This is a genomic window from Paenibacillus sp. FSL H8-0048 (genome assembly GCF_038002825.1).
Lineage (GTDB): Bacteria > Bacillota > Bacilli > Paenibacillales > Paenibacillaceae > Paenibacillus_AQ.
On record NZ_JBBODF010000001.1, the window covers coordinates 2,740,124 to 2,759,207 of the forward strand.

The 19,084-nt window shown below is 52.5% G+C and carries 12 protein-coding genes; 4 read left to right on the top strand and 8 right to left on the bottom strand.

Annotated elements, in window-relative coordinates:
* Positions 1-14 precede the first annotated feature (14 nt).
* On the top strand, positions 15-944 hold the full coding sequence (locus NSU18_RS11715; protein WP_341019606.1) for a phosphotransferase enzyme family protein: 930 nt from the start codon (positions 15-17) through the stop codon (positions 942-944).
* Positions 945-981: 37 nt separating this feature from the next.
* Positions 982-1,302: a hypothetical protein gene (locus NSU18_RS11720; protein ID WP_341149078.1), complete on the top strand. Its 321-nt coding sequence runs from the start codon at positions 982-984 to the stop codon at positions 1,300-1,302.
* A gap of 152 nt (positions 1,303-1,454) precedes the next feature.
* Here the strand turns inward: NSU18_RS11720 and NSU18_RS11725 are convergent, their stop codons facing one another.
* Positions 1,455-2,594, bottom strand: a complete 1,140-nt coding sequence (locus NSU18_RS11725) for a glycoside hydrolase family 88/105 protein (protein WP_341019604.1) — start codon at positions 2,592-2,594, stop codon at positions 1,455-1,457.
* Positions 2,585-5,761, bottom strand: a complete 3,177-nt coding sequence (locus tag NSU18_RS11730; protein WP_341149079.1) for an alpha-mannosidase — start codon at positions 5,759-5,761, stop codon at positions 2,585-2,587. Before NSU18_RS11730 ends, NSU18_RS11725 begins: the two co-directional genes overlap by 10 nt.
* A gap of 182 nt (positions 5,762-5,943) precedes the next feature.
* Here NSU18_RS11730 and NSU18_RS11735 point away from each other — a divergent pair, with 182 nt between their 5' ends.
* A complete protein-coding gene (locus NSU18_RS11735) occupies positions 5,944-6,855 on the top strand; it encodes a helix-turn-helix transcriptional regulator (protein WP_341019602.1) in 912 nt (303 codons plus the stop codon).
* Positions 6,856-7,038: 183 nt separating this feature from the next.
* Here NSU18_RS11735 and NSU18_RS11740 read toward each other — a convergent pair whose 3' ends face one another.
* From NSU18_RS11740 to NSU18_RS11750, 3 genes are all read right to left on the bottom strand, one after another.
* Positions 7,039-7,632: a hypothetical protein gene (locus NSU18_RS11740; RefSeq protein WP_341019600.1), complete on the bottom strand. Its 594-nt coding sequence runs from the start codon at positions 7,630-7,632 to the stop codon at positions 7,039-7,041.
* A 14-nt stretch (positions 7,633-7,646) separates the two neighbouring features.
* Entirely contained in the window at positions 7,647-11,990 is a 4,344-nt protein-coding gene (locus tag NSU18_RS11745) for a hypothetical protein (RefSeq protein ID WP_341149080.1), read from the bottom strand.
* Between the two features lie 154 nt (positions 11,991-12,144).
* Complete coding sequence (locus NSU18_RS11750) at positions 12,145-14,967, bottom strand: glycoside hydrolase family 3 C-terminal domain-containing protein (RefSeq protein WP_341149081.1); 2,823 nt, start codon at positions 14,965-14,967, stop codon at positions 12,145-12,147.
* Between the two features lie 275 nt (positions 14,968-15,242).
* On the opposite strand from NSU18_RS11750, the gene NSU18_RS11755 reads away from it, so the two are divergent.
* Positions 15,243-16,457: a sugar efflux transporter gene (locus NSU18_RS11755; RefSeq protein ID WP_341149082.1), complete on the top strand. Its 1,215-nt coding sequence runs from the start codon at positions 15,243-15,245 to the stop codon at positions 16,455-16,457.
* A 403-nt stretch (positions 16,458-16,860) separates the two neighbouring features.
* On the opposite strand, the gene NSU18_RS11760 is transcribed toward NSU18_RS11755, so the two are convergent.
* The 3 genes from NSU18_RS11760 to NSU18_RS11770 form a co-directional block, all read right to left on the bottom strand.
* Positions 16,861-17,559 carry an SDR family NAD(P)-dependent oxidoreductase gene (locus NSU18_RS11760; RefSeq protein ID WP_341019588.1) on the bottom strand — a complete coding sequence of 233 codons (699 nt, stop codon included), beginning with the start codon at positions 17,557-17,559 and terminating at the stop codon, positions 16,861-16,863.
* Positions 17,560-17,583: 24 nt separating this feature from the next.
* Positions 17,584-18,036 (bottom strand): VOC family protein, encoded by a 453-nt coding sequence (locus tag NSU18_RS11765; RefSeq protein WP_341149083.1) that lies wholly within the window; start codon positions 18,034-18,036, stop codon positions 17,584-17,586.
* A gap of 146 nt (positions 18,037-18,182) precedes the next feature.
* The gene (locus NSU18_RS11770; RefSeq protein ID WP_341149084.1) at positions 18,183-19,061 is read right to left on the bottom strand and encodes a metallophosphoesterase family protein; all 879 of its coding nucleotides are present in this window, start codon (positions 19,059-19,061) and stop codon (positions 18,183-18,185) included.
* Positions 19,062-19,084 lie beyond the last annotated feature (23 nt).

Genomic DNA, 19,084 nt, shown 5'->3' on the forward strand with positions numbered 1-19,084 from the left:
AGGTTAACAAACCTATGCAAGCACAACTATTGCAATTTCTCAATAACACCTATCCTGTTCAACTCTCCCATATGGAGACCGTCACCAATGAAATGTACCGTTGCCACTCGGAGAAGGGGACATTCTTCGCCCGAATTACGAACTATAAGACCTATGAAGAACAATTAGCTGAAGTGAACTGGACTACCTTTCTGTTCAACCGGGGCGTACGGGTGCCTGAGGTTGTACCTACTGAACTGGGTTCGCTTGTCAGCACCCTGCTGCTGAGTGAAGAGGAGAAGTCCGTGGTCTTGTTCCGGGCGGCAGCCGGAATCCACCTGCCCCGGGCTAAATGGGACAAAACCATACTCAGAACCCTCGGACAGCAAATAGGCAGAATGCATCAGGTGAGCAAAGAATATCAGCAGTCTGAAGCTGCCCGGCCGATTCCGCATTGGTATGATAACGATGAATATGATTTTCTAAAGCATATTCCTGCCGAAGAGCGGGCCATACGGGATATTGCGAAGGATGTGCTCAAGCAGATCCGCATGCTGCCCAAAGATGAGGCGAACTACGGCTTAATCCACGGCGACCTGTGGCTGAACAATACCCTGGTGGACAGTGACTCTGCGCTGACAATGATTGATTTTCAGGATTGTGAGCGGCATTATTATGCCTATGATTTAGCTGTGCCGATCTATTCTGCACTGGAGTACTCATTCCCGGGTGGACAGAACCTTATGGATTATAAGCGTACGATAACCAAGGCAATCACAGACGGATATAAGGAAGAGCATCCCCTCTCTGCTGAGATGTCTAGAAAACTGCCGCTGTTTATAAGACTGAAAGAGCTGTTTGAGTACAACCTGATGCATATGTATTGGAACTTCGGGGAGCTTAGCGAGGATCAGGTGCGGATTCTGAATCTGTACAGAAGCAAGATTGAGTTCATGCAGACGTGAGGTGAGTGAAGTGTATGACTATATCAGCATTCATTCTATGGATTACTCCAAAAGCGTAAAAACAGAAGTGCTGGAGCAGTTTGTCGTAGAGACCCTGGGGTTTGAGCAGACCGGGCCGCTGCGATTCTCCAAAGCGCTCTATGGCGCGCATGTTGGGCTGAAGGGACTCTCCGCAAATTCGAATGGCAGCTACGCTTACTATACGCTGGAGGGGATTGAAGCGGTGAATCTGGTCGAGGTCATTCTGCCGGCAACTAAGATAGATGAGCCATTGGAGCGTGCGATAACCGGGTTGGTGATGGCCATTGCCGGCGAATTCGGCTGGTGCATCGATGAGGACCATGGGTTGGATACTTAGTGTGATCGGTTTTTCAATTACATTTGGTCCCCATCCCCTGCGCGTTCCCCCAACAATAAACAAGCGGTAGTCTGCGACGATTCTCCGTCCATGACTGCCGCTAGTTCAATTCTTTTCACTCAGCCCGCTTCGCCCCTGCCCAGACTCCGGACTCAGCAGTAATGCAGCGCTTCGCCCAGCGCGACCAGAGCCATCGCCTGGCCGTAGGCCATAGGGGCAATGATAATCCCTTTGTAGTCCTCCTTGGCTGCGCCGATGGGAGTACCGCCGGACACCCCAAGCACTGTGCCTTCGCTGTCAATTCTGTCCAGGATGGCGCGGATTGCCCGCAGAGCCGGTTCGCTGTAAGCCTCCGGGAGCAGCCCACGGCGCACACTGTTTAGAATACCGGCGGCTATCGCAGCCGAACCGGAGGTTTCGGTATAGCTCCCAGAGTCATCCAGCAGGGTATGCCATAGTCCGTCCCCGCTCTGACATGCGAGCAAGGCTTCGGCCTGGGCCTGTAGCGTCTGCTGGAGATAGCTGAAGACTCCGTCTGCCAGATAGGGCCGCATCAGCTCCAGATATTCCGGCAGGCCGAGGGCGAACCAGCCGTTGCCGCGGCACCAGAAGGCTTCGCTGAAGTTGTGGCGCTCTTCAAAATGCCAGCCGTGGAAGAAGAAGCCGGTTTTTTTGTCATACAGATATTTAATATGCAGCAGCAGCTGATGCAGCGAGGTCTCGCGCCACTCCGGGTTGTCGTACTTCACACCCATTTTGGCCGTGAACAGAATCGCCATGAACAGCGTATCAATCCAGATCTCATTCTCATGGAGCGAGATCTCATGCTTCTGAGTCCCCGTAGTCACATGCTGATAGCCTTGCTCCAGCGTCCGGGGCAGGCCGTGCATCAGCCATTCTATCCATTCGAGACTCAGCTCTCCGGCCTCCTCCAGCTCCATCAGCGAGAGCAGTGGCGCAGTCGTATTAATATTCCGGCTGGGCAGTCCCTTCTCCATCTGCCGGGCCATCCACGGCTTGGTGTATTCCGCATAACGGCCATCCCCGAAATGCCGGTCAAGCTTTTGCAGGCCATACAGCCCCACTCCCTGCGGCCAATCCCACTCTTCCATCCCGAAGTCCCTGGCAAAATACCCCCGGCGCTCCGCATCCTCCCCCAGGTTCTGCAATTCCGCTTCATTATCCGGCCGGCCCAGCTTCAGCAGCTTATTCGTAACCAGGTCCAGCTTCTGCATAACCTCTTCCTTGCTCACACAGCTTACCGGCACCGTCTGCTTCTCTGTTACTTCCACTGTCCATAACCCCCTTCATCTACATGCGTTCCGCGCAGCTTGATTCTGAACGTTCTAATCTCATACGGCTTCACTTGGAAGCTCAGCTCCTCTGCTTCCTGCCAGTCTCCCAGCGGCTCCTCCATCAGGTTGCATTCCTGCCAGGAGGCAATCTCGTAAGCGCTGTCTATAGTGACCTTCGTCCGGGAGCCTGCATATTCATGCAGCCGCAGCACCACATCACTGCCGTCCTCCGAACGTTTGATAGCATCCACTGTCACATGTGCGCCGTCGACATAGAGCAACGGGTTCCCTTCCAGCTCACCTGCCACACTGCGCAGCGGATGATTCAGCTCCCACGCCTCCTGGACCACCCCGCCTTCAACGAAATCACCGGTATGCGGATACAGGGCATACGTAAATTCATGATGCCCCTGATCCTGCTGCGGATCGGGATGCACCGCCGACTTCAGCAGCGTCAGCCGGAGCACGCTGTCCTTGATGTCATAGCCGTATTTGCAGTCGTTAAGCAGCGCTATCCCATAGCCCTTCTCGCTGACATCCGCCCACTGATGGCCCACCGTTTCGAAGCGGGCGTAATCCCAGCTCGTATTCCAGTGAGTAGGACGCTTCACGTTACCGAACTGAATATCATAAGTAGCCTCCAGCGCATGAATATCCACCGGGAAGGCCACCTTCAGCAGTTGGTTATGCCCATGCCAGTCCAGCTCCGTGCGGAAATCAATCCTTACAGTATCACGGTAGAAGATGATGTCCTGGGTTACCGTTGTACGGTGATAGGTCCAGGTCATGCGCAGCACCGCCCGCAGCGGGCCGTTCTCGGTCAGCTCACATCCGGTCAGCTGAGTGATCTCGTTCATCTTTTCCTGGTAGAAAATATCGATATCCCACGCTTCAAAATCCAGCGGCTTATCTTCGAACACCTGCAGTACATTCCCGCGCTGCCCTGGCGCCAGCAGCTCACGGCCGCTCTTGCGGTCGACCATCGAAGTGAAATGCCCCTGCTCATTCCACACCACTTCCACAAGCGGTGTGCTCAGCGTGTTGCCGGATACGGCTGCAAGCGGCTGAATCTGCGCCTCCTGAGAGCCCTCGGCTGCTTGTCCGCGTACTACCTTCAGCACCGCCGTGCCCAGTGCAGGCACAGACGGAACATAGACCAACACTTCCCCGTCTGCCGTCCGCTGCTGCCACAGCCGGTTCCCGTCAGCATTATGAACCTGTACGGAATCCGCGGCATCTATAGGAAGCAGCGCATAACGAGGACGGTTCCAGTTCGTGCTGTTCAGCAGAGTGAATGCTTGCTGCTCCGGCTTATTGCCGCTATTAGCATCAGCCACACCGTTAATGAGAGCAAGTGAGCGCGCTTCGCCTTCTGCATATTCAGCAACGCTGTCCTCGTAGACCTCAGCGATCGACGAGCCGGGAATGATGTCATGGAACTGGTTGCGCAGCAGAATCTCCCAGATCCCGGTCAGTTCAGCCGCAGGATAAGCGGTTTCAAGATTCCCCTGTCTTACACCCATCAGCGTATGCAGCCACTCGGCATCGCGCAGCAGCAGCTCCAGCCGGCGGTTATATTTCTTGTTGCGGGCTTGTGAGGTGTACGTGCCCCGGTGGCATTCGAAATACAGCTCGCCGTTCCAGGTGTGTACGAACGCCTCCGTCTTCCCGATCCGTTCATGCAGTCCGGTGAAATACTCCCCGGCACTGCCCATCTCAATCTTCGGAATGCCGGGAAGCTTGTCAAAGCGCCGGCGGAGCTCCAGCATCTCCCGCGTCGGCCCGCCGCCCCCGTCACCCCAGCCGTATGCAAACATCAGGTGATCGTTGATCTCCTTATCCTGATAGGAATTCCAGATCCCGCGCAGCAGCCCTGCCGTCATCCGTCCGTTATAGGTGTATTCAGCTCCATCCTTCTCGGAGGTCGTGATGAAATGCGTCAGCACCTCTGAGCCGTCCATCCCCCGCCACCAGAAGGTGTCATGCGGCATCCGGTTGAACTGATTCCAGCTGATTTTGGTCGTCATGAACGTGTCGATACCCGATTTGCGCAGAATCTGCGGCAATGCCCAGCTGTATCCGAAGACATCCGGCAGCCACAGGTACTTGCTCTCTACGCCGAATTGTTCACGGAGATAGCGCTTGCCCAGCATAATCTGGCGGACCAGCGACTCGCCGGACGGGATATTACAATCCGACTCCAGCCACATCGCCCCTTCCGCTTCCCAGCGGCCTTCCTTCACCTTCTCTTTGATCCGACCGAACAGCTCCGGATAATCCTGCTCCAGATAAGCGTACAACTGAGGCTGCGTCTGCAGGAACTGGTACTCCGGGAACTCCTCCATCAGCCGCAGTACGGTGGAGAAGGATCGGGCTGTCTTTTCACGGGTATGCTTCAAGCGCCATAGCCAGGCAACATCAATATGGGTATGGCCGACAGCTGTTAGCGTTACGTCAAAAGTCTGCGGCATTGCCTCTATCGCCTGATTCAGACTTGCACCTGCCTGATAGAGTGAAGCCGTATGCTCTGGCGAACCCGGCTCTGACCAGTCGATCAGACGGAAGGCCTCATTCAGTGCTCTTAACAGCCACTGCTTCTCCGGCTGGTCTCTGCCCAGGTAACGGAAGGTGTCGAGCGCCGCCTTTGACATGTAGAACAGATCATCTATGCCCTCGTCCAAATAGCCGATGAATGCTTCGTTGAGCCGGTGCTCCTGAATTCTGGGCACTCCGCCGCCCTCAAGTCCCGACCACAGCCGGAAGGCCAGCTCTACCGTCTGCCCGCCCCATTCATCACCGAAGATTACCTCTCTATGGTTGTTATCTACGCCCTGATAAGGCGAGCCGTTCACGAACAGCAGCGATTCGAAGCCGGAGTTATTGAAATCCCCTGTTTTGCCAAAATCAAATCTGCCGGCAATTTTGAAGCCTGCCTGACTTGGCGGCAGTACAACCTCCGTGCGCAGCCAGATGTAACGGTCCCGCCCACGCCAATGCTCCTGAAGCCTGATGATGCCATCAAAGGACACCGACTGCGGGTATACCCCGTTAGCCCCTTCCTCATCCTCAGCGAACGCGAACTCTGTAAGCTCCTGGACCTTAAGATATCTATACTTTTCCACTTCAGCCTGGCGTTTGATCAGCTTTTCTTCTGTGAATAACATCCCTATCACTCCCTGTATCCGCTTTCATATGGTCACTATAGCAAACCTTCCACTCCAAAAACTACCCTACTCTTGCTGTATTCCGCTCTATTCATTGCATATTTTGCTTTTTTCGGCCTATAATATACAGGTGGAAACGGCTCAGGCTTCTTTAGTAAACGGCAAAGGTGAGGAGTGAGGCTATGCTCGACAGCGACCTGTTATACGAACAAGGTTATAGTATACGTATCAATACTCCGGCTGATCCGCTCTTTTACTATTTTGACTACGATCAGCGCTCTCACGACATCAATATGGAGTTTCAGCACGATCATGACTTTTATGAGATTCATATTCTGCTGGATTCCAGCGCTACTCATATTATTGAAGGCAATGTACATGCCCTGCAGCAATATGACATTGTTCTGCTCGCCCCGTACCGGCTGCATATGACCCAGTATCCCGCGGGCCCGCCGCACAAACGGCTGATTATCAACTTCAACCTGCCCAGGAATATGCCCGGATTTGAGACCGCTTACAATGCAATGCTGCAGCCGTTCTCCGAGGAGGTTCCGATCTTCCGGTTCACCGGAGGACCGCGCAGTGCCGTGTTCGAGCCGCTCAATGCCATTTTCAACTGTTCCCGCAGCACTTCACCCCTGAACCCTGTGCTGATTCACAGTCTGTTCCAGCAGTTTCTGTGCAGCCTGTCCCAGCAGTATGACAAGAATGCGTACGTGCTGGAAGAGATCGGCAATGCCATGATGCAAAAAATCTATTCGATTACCGCCCACATTCACAGCCATTACGGCAGCGAGTTATCCCTGGACTCCATCTCCAAGGAATTCTATATCAGCCCTTATTATTTATCGCACCAGTTCAGAACCGTCACCGGCTTCACCTTGACCGAATACATCCAGATGACCCGCGTCCGCAAAGCCCAGCAGCTCCTGCTCCATACCCGGCACAAGATTTCCGACATCGCCGGACAATGCGGCTTCAACAGCTTCTCCCAGTTCAACCGCATCTTCAATAAGCAGAGCGGCATGTCCCCTTCCGCGTTCCGCAAGGCGCAAGGGCCTTCTGGCGGGGCTTCGTCTTTGAGTTCGTATTAAGATAAGTGTAATAAAGAAGGCTGTCCCAAAAAGCCGTGAAAGCGGCGGTTGGGATAGCCTTTGTTTTGAGGTAAGACTGAAGTGCACTTGGGTAGATACTGTGCGAAAGGACCGTTCTTTCGATTGCTGTGGTGTTTACGCCCGGGTATTAGATGGGTTAGATATGTTATTGATTAAATGTTTTCAACCCCAAAATTCACTCGTTTTATATAATAAAGGGTATATATCTTTATTAACTTGATCCCAGCAGATTACTGTAAAATCATCAGATACTTCATTTGTTAATTGATGAGATAAAACAATATGGCTATTGTCGGAAAAGAATAAAACAAGTCCAACTTCTCTAGGATGATCCCATTGCAAGGAATTCATTGTTTCAATTTTAATTATTTCATATTTAATTAGACTTTGACCAACAATATTTTTAAAGTAATTCTCCGAATATTCTTGGTCACATGCTTCAATTGGAAACAGTTCTTTGTCATTCTTCATTAAGTCTTCAGTTTCTTTACCATCTATGGTTTCAGCCCATAATATTATACTGCTAACTGTAACATCACTATTAAATCCTATTAATATATTTGGTTCAAACTCGATACAAAAAGGTCCTGTTGTAAGTGAAAATACATCCTTTTTATCTATCTCACATTCGGTTGCTGAATCTTCTTTGCTCCACCAGCTATATCGAATTAAATTTTCAACTCTTTTTCCAATTAAAAGATCCAGCAAGTTTCTTTTGGCAGAGGGAATAGATGATTCAAAAAAATCATGTTTCATAAACTACACCTCAATTATTTTTTATTTTTAGCTACTTCAATAAGTAAATTAATCATTTTCAGGTTATTATTAGAAGGTTTCGTTTTTAAATGCACCTTTAGTGGATCTGCAATTACAATGTGCCCATCTTCTTTAATTAAAAATTGCAGATCATCAATTTTTATTTTTTTATCTACCATTGTTTTTTTAATATTTTCCAAGTCCTTAATACTATTCTCATTGAGAAGTCTTGTATCCATGCCATTAACAACCTGTACTTTTTTATCGCTTAATGCAACAATATCTTTTGAACCTTTAGCATATTTGTCCATAACAATTCCTGGCCTTCCATCAACAATTATTTTTTTTCTAGGTACACTTGGTAACCCTTGTTCGTCTAATAGATCAAGCATTTTTAACTCGTCATCAATTGAAGTTATTGGTTTCTTATCTTTTAAAATTGCGACAACTTTATCATCACCGTATTCAAAGACTTCTTTGTTCCCCCCTTCTCCTATTTTCTTTCCTAAATCTGATTTGGATAAGTTACCTTCATCCGTCCCCTCAGCCCCACCCTCTTTTTTCTCCAGATACTGTTCAACCTCACTGATCACAGGCGCGAGAGTTTCAAGATCTGAATTCGCTAACTTGTCCCGTGGTGTGGCTTCTATCTTGGTATTACGTTCTTTTAATTGCTTAATTCGCTCGTGAATATTAAAATCTTTATTCCCAACTTTAATCTTGTCTAAATTCCCTATTCGTATCTTAAATCCCTCTATAATTTTGGGTACGGTTCGTTTATTCTCACTAGCCATCATCACCACATGCCCGCTGCCGCGCTTCTCAACCCAGAGCTGGTGGCTTTCTTTGCCGATTTTGAAGTTAACCAGCAGGCCGGCAATGGCGTTCTTGAGCTTCCCGGCACCTGCGACTACGAGATTCACTCCTGATTTCAAAAGCTGCTTGCCGAAAGCTAACAAGCGGGTATGCACGCCTCCCTTGACAGTGCCGAGGAAGTCACCGCTGGTTTCTTTTTTTGCAGCACCCGCTTTTCCACCGGCTTTGGGCTCTTCTTTTTTGCCTGGACTGTCTTTGCCCGCAACGCCGGTGATCCCGGACAGATTGGACAGCAGCTTCGTGCCGTTGCCGAAGACCTGATTGGTCTGCGCCTGGGCTTCATCCACCAGTCCCGTTGCTCCTTCTGTGGCTTCGTCGATCAATCCGCCTACCTTGTCCACAGGTCCCTGAAGCGGCTGAAGCAGGCTCTGGACCGGGCTGGACGCGGCAATTTTGTTAATCAGCTTGTCTGCGAACGGAATATGCTGGCGGATCAGGTCAACCAGTGATTGGCCCGCCACAGCTTCAATCCCTTTGAATACAGCCTTAATCAGTGCTGACGGCGGATTAGTGATGATGAAATTAAGTACCATATCGACGCTTTTGTTAGCCAAGACGGACATAAGCTGAGTAGGTTTTCCGAGCAGTTGAACCTTTGCTTTAATGCCGCTGGCGGCTTCGGTTACCTTCTCACGAATTCCCTTGAACAGGCCTCCAGCCGCTTCCTTCAGCTTGCCTGCTCCCTCACTCAGCGCCTGGGCAGGGTTCTTCAATACCTCCAGACCCTGAACCATACCGGCATACACCATGCTGAACGGGTTGAACCACGACTTGCCCGAGATGTTGATCACCGGCAGAGCCTTGTTAATCGCGCCTGACACCTTGCCGACTGTCTTTTGAAGAATTATGAACACGCCCTGAAGAAGCTGCAGTACCTTCATCAGTCCTTTTTCCTGGCTTCCGCCTTTCGGAGCCTTGCCCCCATCCTTGTCCTTCTCCTTGTCATCTGCCTGGCCCGTCTGTAGTGGCTTCAGCTCACCGAACAGCCCCTTGACCAGAAAGCCGCCCAAGCCCGCCGGATTCAGAAGCTGCTTCAGATTCTGCACCTTGAAATTCCGCAGGGTATTGACCACAGTCATAACCGTGTTCGCCTGACGCAGCAGCTTAGGGAGGGTCGAGGTCAGCCAAGTGGCGATTTGCACCAGTACACTTCCCCCGCCCGTTGCAAAAGCAGCTGCAACCTCCGCAGCAATCTGCGCAACCTCCAAAGCCTTGCCGAAATTAATTTTGAATTCACCGCTCAAGAATTTCCCGATTCCCGATAATATCCCGTTATACAGTGACTGGACACCAGCGAACAGCTTATCCACTGTCTTCCCCATGAAATCCAGTGCGGCGCTGACCCCCTTTTTCAGGAGAGCAGCAGCCGTATTCACAGCTTGAACTGCCTTGTTCACCGCACGGTCGATCCAGCCGTTAATCTTCTTGGCAATGCCCGGGAAGCGGGCAAAAATCGTATTCGCAATTCCCTTCAGCACGTTCCCGAAGCCTTTGATTGCACTGACTATCAGCTTCCGGCCAGCTTCAATCAGCCCTACAACCGCTTGCTTGGCTTTATCGAAAATAGCTTTGACGGCCTTACGCAGCTGGGTGAAGAGGAAGTTCATTCCCTTCTGGATAGCCTCGCCAAGCTGCTTGCCTTTTTGCTTGAGCCACTCCCAGGGATTTTTGGCCTTTTTCTTTTGTTCTCCTTCAGCCTCCCCTTCCTTCTGCTTCTCCTCTGCCTGGGTCTTCGTATTCTTGTATTCCTTCCGGGATTCAGCTTCGGCATCAGACAACTTGCGCTTGACCTCGCCTTCCTTTTCATCCTTGATGCCCTTGATTTCCCGATTCTTCTCTGCTGCAGCTGCCCCCGCTTCGCGGTCAAATTCCCCGCTGGTAGCCTTAATCTCTTCTTGCCACTGCGTCCGGTACCCTAAGACCTCCGCTTTAGCCGCAGCCTGCTCAGTTTGCTGCTTCCCCGACGTTTCAGCCTTCAGCCGTTCTATCTCTGCCTTGGTATCGCCCTCAGCAGCTGTGACTCCCGCATCAAACGGCGTCTTTCCTTTCTGGTACTTCGCTTGACTATTCTCCATATAGACCTGAAGTTGATCCGCCAGCTGCGGGTTGAGGTAGCCAGCTACATCGGGCGGAATTGAACCCGTGGATTTCAGCTGAAAAGCTGGCGGCGCCACCGCGCGGATCGTATGCGCCGAACGTAGAATGCTCTTATCCGGCTTAGGCTGAATCCGGTTTTCTCCAAAATCCTGCCGGGTCTGCTCCAGCTCGGACGCCTGTACAGTCTGCACATGCTGCTTGGCCTCTGCCTGAAAGCTCTCTACCTGGGAAGGATCGGCCTCACCGGTGAGGCTCATCTCCGGCGGATTCGCCGCATACCTGCTTGCTTCCTCCATCATTTGATCCGGATCTGTCTCCTCGTTGACTTGAGGAAAGCTGTTCATTCCAGCTGACGTATCCCCGCCTTGCTTCCCGCTCTGAAGAGCAGGCAGTGTGGCGGCTGGCAGCGGAGCTGCCGTTGTGCGCTTTGAAGCTTCAGCAGCTTGGCCTGGCGCGATGCCGGTTGGAGTTGGAATAGCTGGAAGTGCCTTCTCAGCCTGCTGTCTTTGCTGCCCCAGCGCTTCACCAGAGACACCTGCCGCCTGGTTGTACGCCTGACTGATTTCAGCCGGAGCAATGCTGCTTAGCTGCTGGATTACGCTGCCCGGGTTGCTGCCTTTAATAAGAACCACCGGGGCTTTGGCTGTTGCCTTTCTGGCTTGCAGAGGCGAAGCAGAGGTCCGTGAACCTGCTGCTGGAGACTTCTGCCCTGGCGCAGCTGAATGGTCTGCAGACTTTTGCCCCGGCGCAGCTGGCTTGTCTGCCGGCCTACGACCTGCTGCATCTATTCTCGAAGAGGTATTCCCTTCCGTCTTAGCTTCCGGTTGGCGCTCCGGCTTCGCACTGGAGCTCACTTTCACCGGAGGCCCCAATCCGCCTTCTGACCGGGCATGTATAACCGCCTCCGCTTTTACAGACTTCTTTGCCTGTACTTTGACTGCGGCAGGCTTGACCTCCGGCTCCCCTACCCGCATGAATTCCGGCTGTGAGGTTTTCCTGGAGGCATGGATGCCATGAGGCACTTCCGGTTTTTCTAAGATTGGCGGGGACTTTATCTCAGCCGTTTTTGGGGAGCCTGATTTTTGCACAACGGGTTTGTCATCTTTCGCACGAGTCTGTTCAGCCTTCTCAGGCTTGGTCCGCTTGCCTTGGTCCAGCAGCATAAGCGCACTCCGCAGGCCAATTACACCGCTGAGCAGATTGAACTCTCTGGAGCTTACAGTCTCCGGGGCCGTTCGAAGGCGGTGGGCCAGCTGGTTGAGCTCAAGCGGTGTTCGCAGCGGCGGCTTCAATGCCGCCTTGTCTGCGAGCGGGACTTGCGCCGGTCTGCTCTGGTTCACGCTCTGCGGCTCTGCCGGTTTATGCACTGCAATCTTGCTTGGCATAGAAGGTCACTCCCTGATTATTCTGTATACAAGTAATGGTGTTTTCAGGGACTGATTCACAGCCATTCTATACAAAAAAAGCCTCAGGACCGCCCTAAGGGCCATCCAGAAGCTTTTTTTACATCTATACAAGAGCCCCGCTACGCACGAACACCTACACTGTAAACCGAACGCGGCTGAGCAGAACCTCACCCTGCAAGACAAAATACACATCTGTGATTCCGGCGTCTATATCCGCTATAGCGGACAGACTGTGCCACTGCTGAACGCCGCCGGACGGAACAGCAAGTGTAGCCGCCAGCTTGCCGGACGGGCTGCCGGTCCGGACTTCAACCACGCCTCCCAAGGCGGAGGATACCAGCATCTCGACACCTGCTGCCCCCTCCGCAAACCGGACATTATGGAACGCGATCCACGCCCCCTCCTTCACCGGATGCACCGCAGCGCCGCCAGCCTTACATTCATCGAGGAAGACGCTATCGTAATCATCATAATTCTCAGCCTTAACTGGCGCATACAAATCACGCGGCGGAACGGTCTCGCCATGCACCCTGATGGTGGCGGACAGCCGGATATCTCCTGAGGAACGGCCTGCCATTAGCCGGTATTCTCCATCCTCCACACAGTACTGTTCGCGGCTGACGTCCCAGAAGGAGAGCTCAGCGGCGGGTAAGGTGAAGGTGACCGTCTGCTTGTGTCCGGCAGCCATCCGGATTTTGCCGAACCTCTTCAGCTGCTTAAGCGGCCGCTTGATCCGGTTGGACAAGCACTGGACATACAGCTGGACTACCTCGTCACCGTCAACGCTCCCGCTGTTCTCAAGCTCTATGGTCAGACTGATTGTACCGTCCTGCTGTACTTCCTCCGCTGACAGCGACAGCTTATTATAATTCACCTGCGCGTAGCTCAGACCGTGACCGAACGGGTAGAGCGGCTCACCGTCGAAGTACATGTAGGTTCTTTTGCCTTTGATAATATCGTAGTCCATGAATTCAGGCAGTTGGCTGACGCTGCGGTACCAGGTCATATTCAGCTTGCCGGACGGGCTGTAATCGCCGAAGAGGACATCTGCGACGGCATGGCCCAGCTCCTGTCCGCCATGCGAGGTGTACAGCACGGCCGGAATATGCTCGTCGATCCAGGCAGAGGAAATCGGGTAGCTGCCGACGATCACCACTACGGTATTGGGGTTGGCGGCATAGACGGCCTTGACCAGATTCTCCTGCTCTGCTGGCAGTACAATATCCGGCCGGTCAATCTCCTCCTTGCCGTTCAAGAGCGGATGGTTACCGACGAATACGACGGCAACCTCAGCGGCCCGGGCCGCTTCAACGGCTGCTTCTACACCATTCACTACCAGTTGCTTATGGAAGATCCGTGCTTCGGAAGAGGGCTCCTCTTCCGAGACGCGGAGGGTGCCGTCTCCGGCACTGATTGCAACCGGCTGATCATTCCAGGTACGCAAGCTGACAACGCCTTCGCCTTCCTCAACCAGGTTCAACGATTCCTTCACATACCAGCCATAGATTTCATCTGCGGAAGCAGTCAGTGTGCCGGCATCTGTCAGGGTAACATATTGTTTCCGGCTGGCAGATTCAAGGGTATGAGCAGTCCAGCCCCATGCCGTATGGCGGAACAGCTCCCCGCGTTCCGGCAGATCATGCAGCACTGCGAGCCGTCCGTCTTCCCCCGTAAACCCCACGGCTTGCCCGCTGGCAGCGGAGGTCAGAATGATCCGGTCATCCCCGCTCTCGAAGGTGACCTGCTTACCTGTCAGCTTCTTGGTAATTCCCTGCAAAGGGGTCACCGCATACGGCAGCGTACCGGAATACCAGTCTCTGAACGCTTCGTCCCCCAGCGGGCCGATCACAGCCACCTTGGAGAGCGCGGCTGCATTCAGCGGAAGGGCTGCGTTATCATTCTTCAGCAGCACGATGGATTCCTTCGCGGCTTCGAGCGACAGCTCGCCATACGCTTTGCTGAGAATCGCCGAGTCGTCTATCTTCGTATACGGATTTCCTTCCTCCGGATCGAACTCACCGAGCCGGAAGCGGATGCGGAAGGTGTTCGCCAGCGCGCGGTCCAGATCCGCCTCGGTCAGCAGCCCTTCACGGAGCGCCTCGTGAATGACCTTAATGGTCTCCTCCGTCTCCTCGGTCACACTGTCAATGCCATTCTTAATGGATTCCGCCATGGACTGGGCGAAGGAATCATAATACTTATGGTCCTTTACAATGCCGAACAGGTCCCCGGCATCGCTGACAATGAAGCCGTCCATCCCCCATTCGCCCTTCACAATCTCCATTACCGCCGGATGCAGGATAACCGGCACGCCGTTCACGGAATTGTAGGCGGTCATCATGGATTGTGCGCCGCCTTCCTTGAAGGCAGGCTTGAAGGCTTCCAGATAATATTCGCGCATATTGCGCGGGTCAATGCTGGACGAAGCCACGCCCCGGTCAATCTCATTATTGTTGCCGAGGAAATGCTTCAGGGTCGCTACCGCTTTCAGATACACCGGATGATCCCCCTGAATTCCCCGGACAAGCGCTGTACTCAGCCGGCCTGTCAGCTCAGGGTCTTCCCCGTACGCCTCCTCTGTTCTCCCCCAGCGCGGGTCCCGTTCCATATCTACTGTCGGTGCCCACAGAGTCAAGCCGTTAATAGTGGGATTCTTGCGGTAAAAGGCTCTGGCCTCATCCCCGATTGCCGAACCGATTTCTTGCAGCAGCGCCGGGTTCCAGGTACAGGCGAGCCCGCTTGGCTGCGGGAACGAGGTGGCTTTGCCCAGCCAGGAAATCCCGTGCGCACCCTCCGTCCCATGCTTGTAACCGCCTACACCGAGCCGTTCAATGGCTGCCTGATACTGCGGCATCAGACTGACTTTCTCCGCAAGCGTCAGCCGGGAGAGCAGGTCCTGAACACGTTCATCTAATGGCAATTCAATTTGTCTAAAAGGATATGCAGCAGCGTCCATATGTAATCTCTCCTTTTTCCTTCATGATAACGGTTTCATCTCCAGCCAAGCCCAGCGTCCTCTTGCTTCCGCATAGCCCGGCTGTCTTATGCTCCTCCATCTTAGAGGATCTTCCCTGACAATAACACCTGAACAATTGGCCCAAAAATCAGTTCATTATTAGGGATTCGTATGGTATAGATGCTAATCAGACACAACATATGCTATTGACGTTATACTATAATTAAACCAAAGATAAGACTACAAGCGATGCTGAAAGGAAGTCCACACACTCTATGCTCAAAAGAACCTATGCTCTGCTCCTCATTCCAACCTATCCTATATTCCTGCTCTGCATGCTGTTCCAGGGAATGGCCATCTCGATCAGCGCTCCATTCCTGGCGGTCTACTTCACAGAAGAACTCGGCGTCAGTGCCGGAACCTTCGGAATATTTACAGCGGTGACCCTCCTTAGCGGGGTAGCCTTAAGCATGTTCATTGCCAAACGCTCCGACGCCGGACTGAACCGCCGCAGGCTGATGGTGATCTGTATGATGTTCAACGCGGTTGCTTTTGCCGGATACATATTCATCCATGACTACTACCCGCTGCTGGCCTATATGACTATATTTACCGCATTAGGCGCACCGGCGATGCCGCAATTATTCGCCAGTGCCAGAGAAGCTGTGAGCGCCAGCAGCTCTCCTGATCATGCCTTGGCGAACTCGGCCCTGCGCTCGATGTTCTCCCTTGGCTTCATCAGCGGTCCGCTGGTAGGAGCCGCGCTCCTCAGCCGCTTCGGATTTCAGGGGATTTTCTCAACGACGACACTGATCTTTCTGATAAATGCCCTGCTGGTGTTCAGCTTCGTACGGCCTTCAGCTGCTAAGCAGCCTCAACAGCGTCGTGTCCAAGCGCATGCCGGACGGCAACGCAGCGTCAGGGTACTGGTTCCTTTTCTTATCCTGACCCTGCTCTATACCGGACACTGGGCCAATAATCTGAATATCTCCCTGTTCATTGTCAATACGCTGGGAGGCACTACACAGAATGTAGCTTCGGTAGCCAGTATCTGCGCATTAATGGAAATTCCGTTCATGCTGTTGCTGGGGCTGCTGTCAGCCAAATACAATAGTAAGGTGCTGCTTGGCTGGGGAATGGTAATGGGAGGAATCTATTATGCGCTGGTGATCGGAGTAGGTGAGCTGTGGCAGCTCATCGCCGGACAGGTGCTGCTGGCTTTTTTTGTGGCTGTAATCTCTGCGATTGGCATCAGCTATATTCAGGATTTGCTGCCTGACCTTCCCGGCTATGCCTCCACGCTGTACACTAACGCTACAACTATCGGCAGACTGGCCGGAAGCCTGGCGGGAGGAGCCGCAGCCCAGTGGTTAGGATACCGCCATTCCTACCTCCTCTGCGTAGTTCTGGTAGTCTGCTCACTGGGACTGCTGCTCTGGCCCCGCCGCTCTCCGGATGAGACAATACAACTCCGCTCGCCTCTTAATTAACATGTGAGGTGCTGTGCAAAGTAATAGAGCATTAGATTTAATATTGTGAATATGATCATTATCGGACCTTAATGAGGCGCTGGAATGATAGCAACTGCATTTTGTACAATAGAATGCTGTAAAAAAGGCTTCAAAATAGAATCTATTGTATTCGGTACAATTGAATGTTGAAAAAGGCTATTTTTCATCCAAAACACAACATTCCACTGTATAAAGTACAATAGAATCTAATTTTGCGGTCGGATATGCGTTTTCTATTGCAGGAAGTACAATCAGTTACTTGAATGTAAGAGCAGAATTCGGTAACGGGTACAGTATCAGCCTAATAGTAGCTCGATGTTCCTGCTCAGACTTTAACACCCCTAAGGTTCATCCTTACACTTCTAAACCTAATGCTGTATATTTATATCTCCATATCCTTGCCCGTGTAATCCACGAATCTGAAATGTCCGGACGGCTCGGCTCTCTGCCCGATCAGGTCCAGAATACCTTCGGCACTGGTGCGCGGGTGAAGCGGTGCCTTAGCTCCGCCCATATCGGTAGGCATCCAGCCGGGATGGACGCTGAGCACATGGATGCCGCGGTCCTTCAGCGTGACATGCAGCTTCTGTGTGAACATATTGAGTGCGGTCTTGGAGATCGTATACGGATAGCTGCCCGGGTAAGCATTGGTGATACTGCCTGCCTCTGATGAGATATTGATGATCGAAGCATCCGGCCCGGTCAGCAGCGGCAGGAGGTGCTTGACCACCCGCATCGGCCCATACAGATTGATCTCCATGGCATGCTGCATCTCTTCTATATCCAGTGCTTCAAGTGCGGTGTCCGTGGCATTCAGCACTGCGGCATTATTGATGATGACGCCGAGTGTCCGGGCCTGCTCGCTCAGGCTGGCAGCAAGCGCTGCTATTCCGGCCTCGTCCGTCACATCAAGCGTCACAAGAGTCAGCTTGTCCCCGTGTACTGCCGCCAGATCAGCTAATGCTGCCTGCCCGCGCGTCAGATCCCTCACTCCCGCAATAACAGCATGTCCACGTTCCAGCGCAGCAGCTGCCAGTTCAAGACCCAGTCCGCGTCCCGCCCCTGTAATTAGAATATTCATTCTATAATTTCTCCCGTCTGAAGTCTATTTGTCATTCTCCAGCAATTCCAGCACTACCTTCAATTCCTTGAACGTATCCATATAAGCATACCGTCCGCCTGTATATTCACCCTTCTGCTGAAGCGGAAATCCCTTGCCTTCAAGCAGCATAATCTTCTCCTTCATACCTTCTACCACGAACGCAATATGGTGAACCCCTTCCCCGTGCTCATTCAGGTAATCCCGCCAGGTGCTCGGCTCATGATCCGGTTCAATCAATTCTAGCTGCAAGGACCCCATGTCAAAAAATGCAAGCTTCGCCCGCGCCCCTGTCCCTCTGCCGTTATACTCCGTCCGGGCAATATCGGCTGTGTCCGTGATGCTGATCTGAGGCTTGTCCAGTCCGAAAAAGTCTGCATACGCCTGACTCACCTTCTCGATATCATGAACTAGAATCCCAATCTGTGTCATGAAGTGATTCCCAAGTAATCCTGACATTCTGTTCTGCCTCCTTTATCTGCTGACCAGACAACCATACTAACCTGTGAAAGGGCTGTCAAGTTCTCCGCCTAGGACGCTGGCCAAAAGTAAAGAGAATGTCTCCACGACACTCTCCTTCCGCTATGTTTCATTCATTTAGCCCCTCAGTGCGCGATAAAAGCCTCAACTTTATAACCTGACCCGCTGCTGGTTAATGTAGCGTTATAGTAGCCCATGTTCCCGCCGGGCTTGCATTTGTAGTCCCCGGAGCAGCCAGTGACGAAGAATTTGGTTTTGGTGTACCCGGGATAGATGTTGCTCAGCTTCCGGTAGAATTTGTGACCATGATGGGTGAAGATCGCCAGCACCTTCTCTCTTGCTTTTGCAGGAATAGCTGTGAAGAACTTGGAGGTCTCGGCTGCGCTGAGCACATGGCTGGAATCCACCGTAATGCCCTGCACCCGGAGCGGCCAGTGGAAATCGATGATATAGAAGTACCTGTCATCCAGATTCCGCAGCAGATTAAGGCTTGCCGGCGTGAACTGGCCCAGAGCGCAATCCAGCCACATATATCTCACCTTGCCCTGCGTTCCAGGAAAATTCATCTGTCCGGCCACCGCCCCTAAATACTGCGTGAACAAGGACCGGGTACTGGCTTCCCAATTCCCTATAGAGGCCTTGTAAGGGATGCTTCCCAGGGTGGCAGTCACTGTATCCTTGAAGTCCTTATAGTAGACGTTCGCGTTATTTCCGTGATCCGCTCCCGCCTGGGTATTATCTCCCCCGAAGATGATAAACCGTTTGTTCCCGCTGCCCACCGCCTTGGGCAAAAGACTCTTAAAGATGCTCAAGCTGTTACCGTATCCCACATGACTGTCACCAAATACCGCAAATTCAACCGTCTGTGCCTTGATTCTGCGCTTCACTCCGGGTACAGCCTGCCGCTTGGCGCGAAGCACCCGCTTCCGTGCCGGTCCTGCCTGTCTCCTCATCTCGTACCACCCCATTCCATCAAAAATAGCTTCAAAATAAATAGTAGTCACTACTATTTATATGCGGGAGGGAT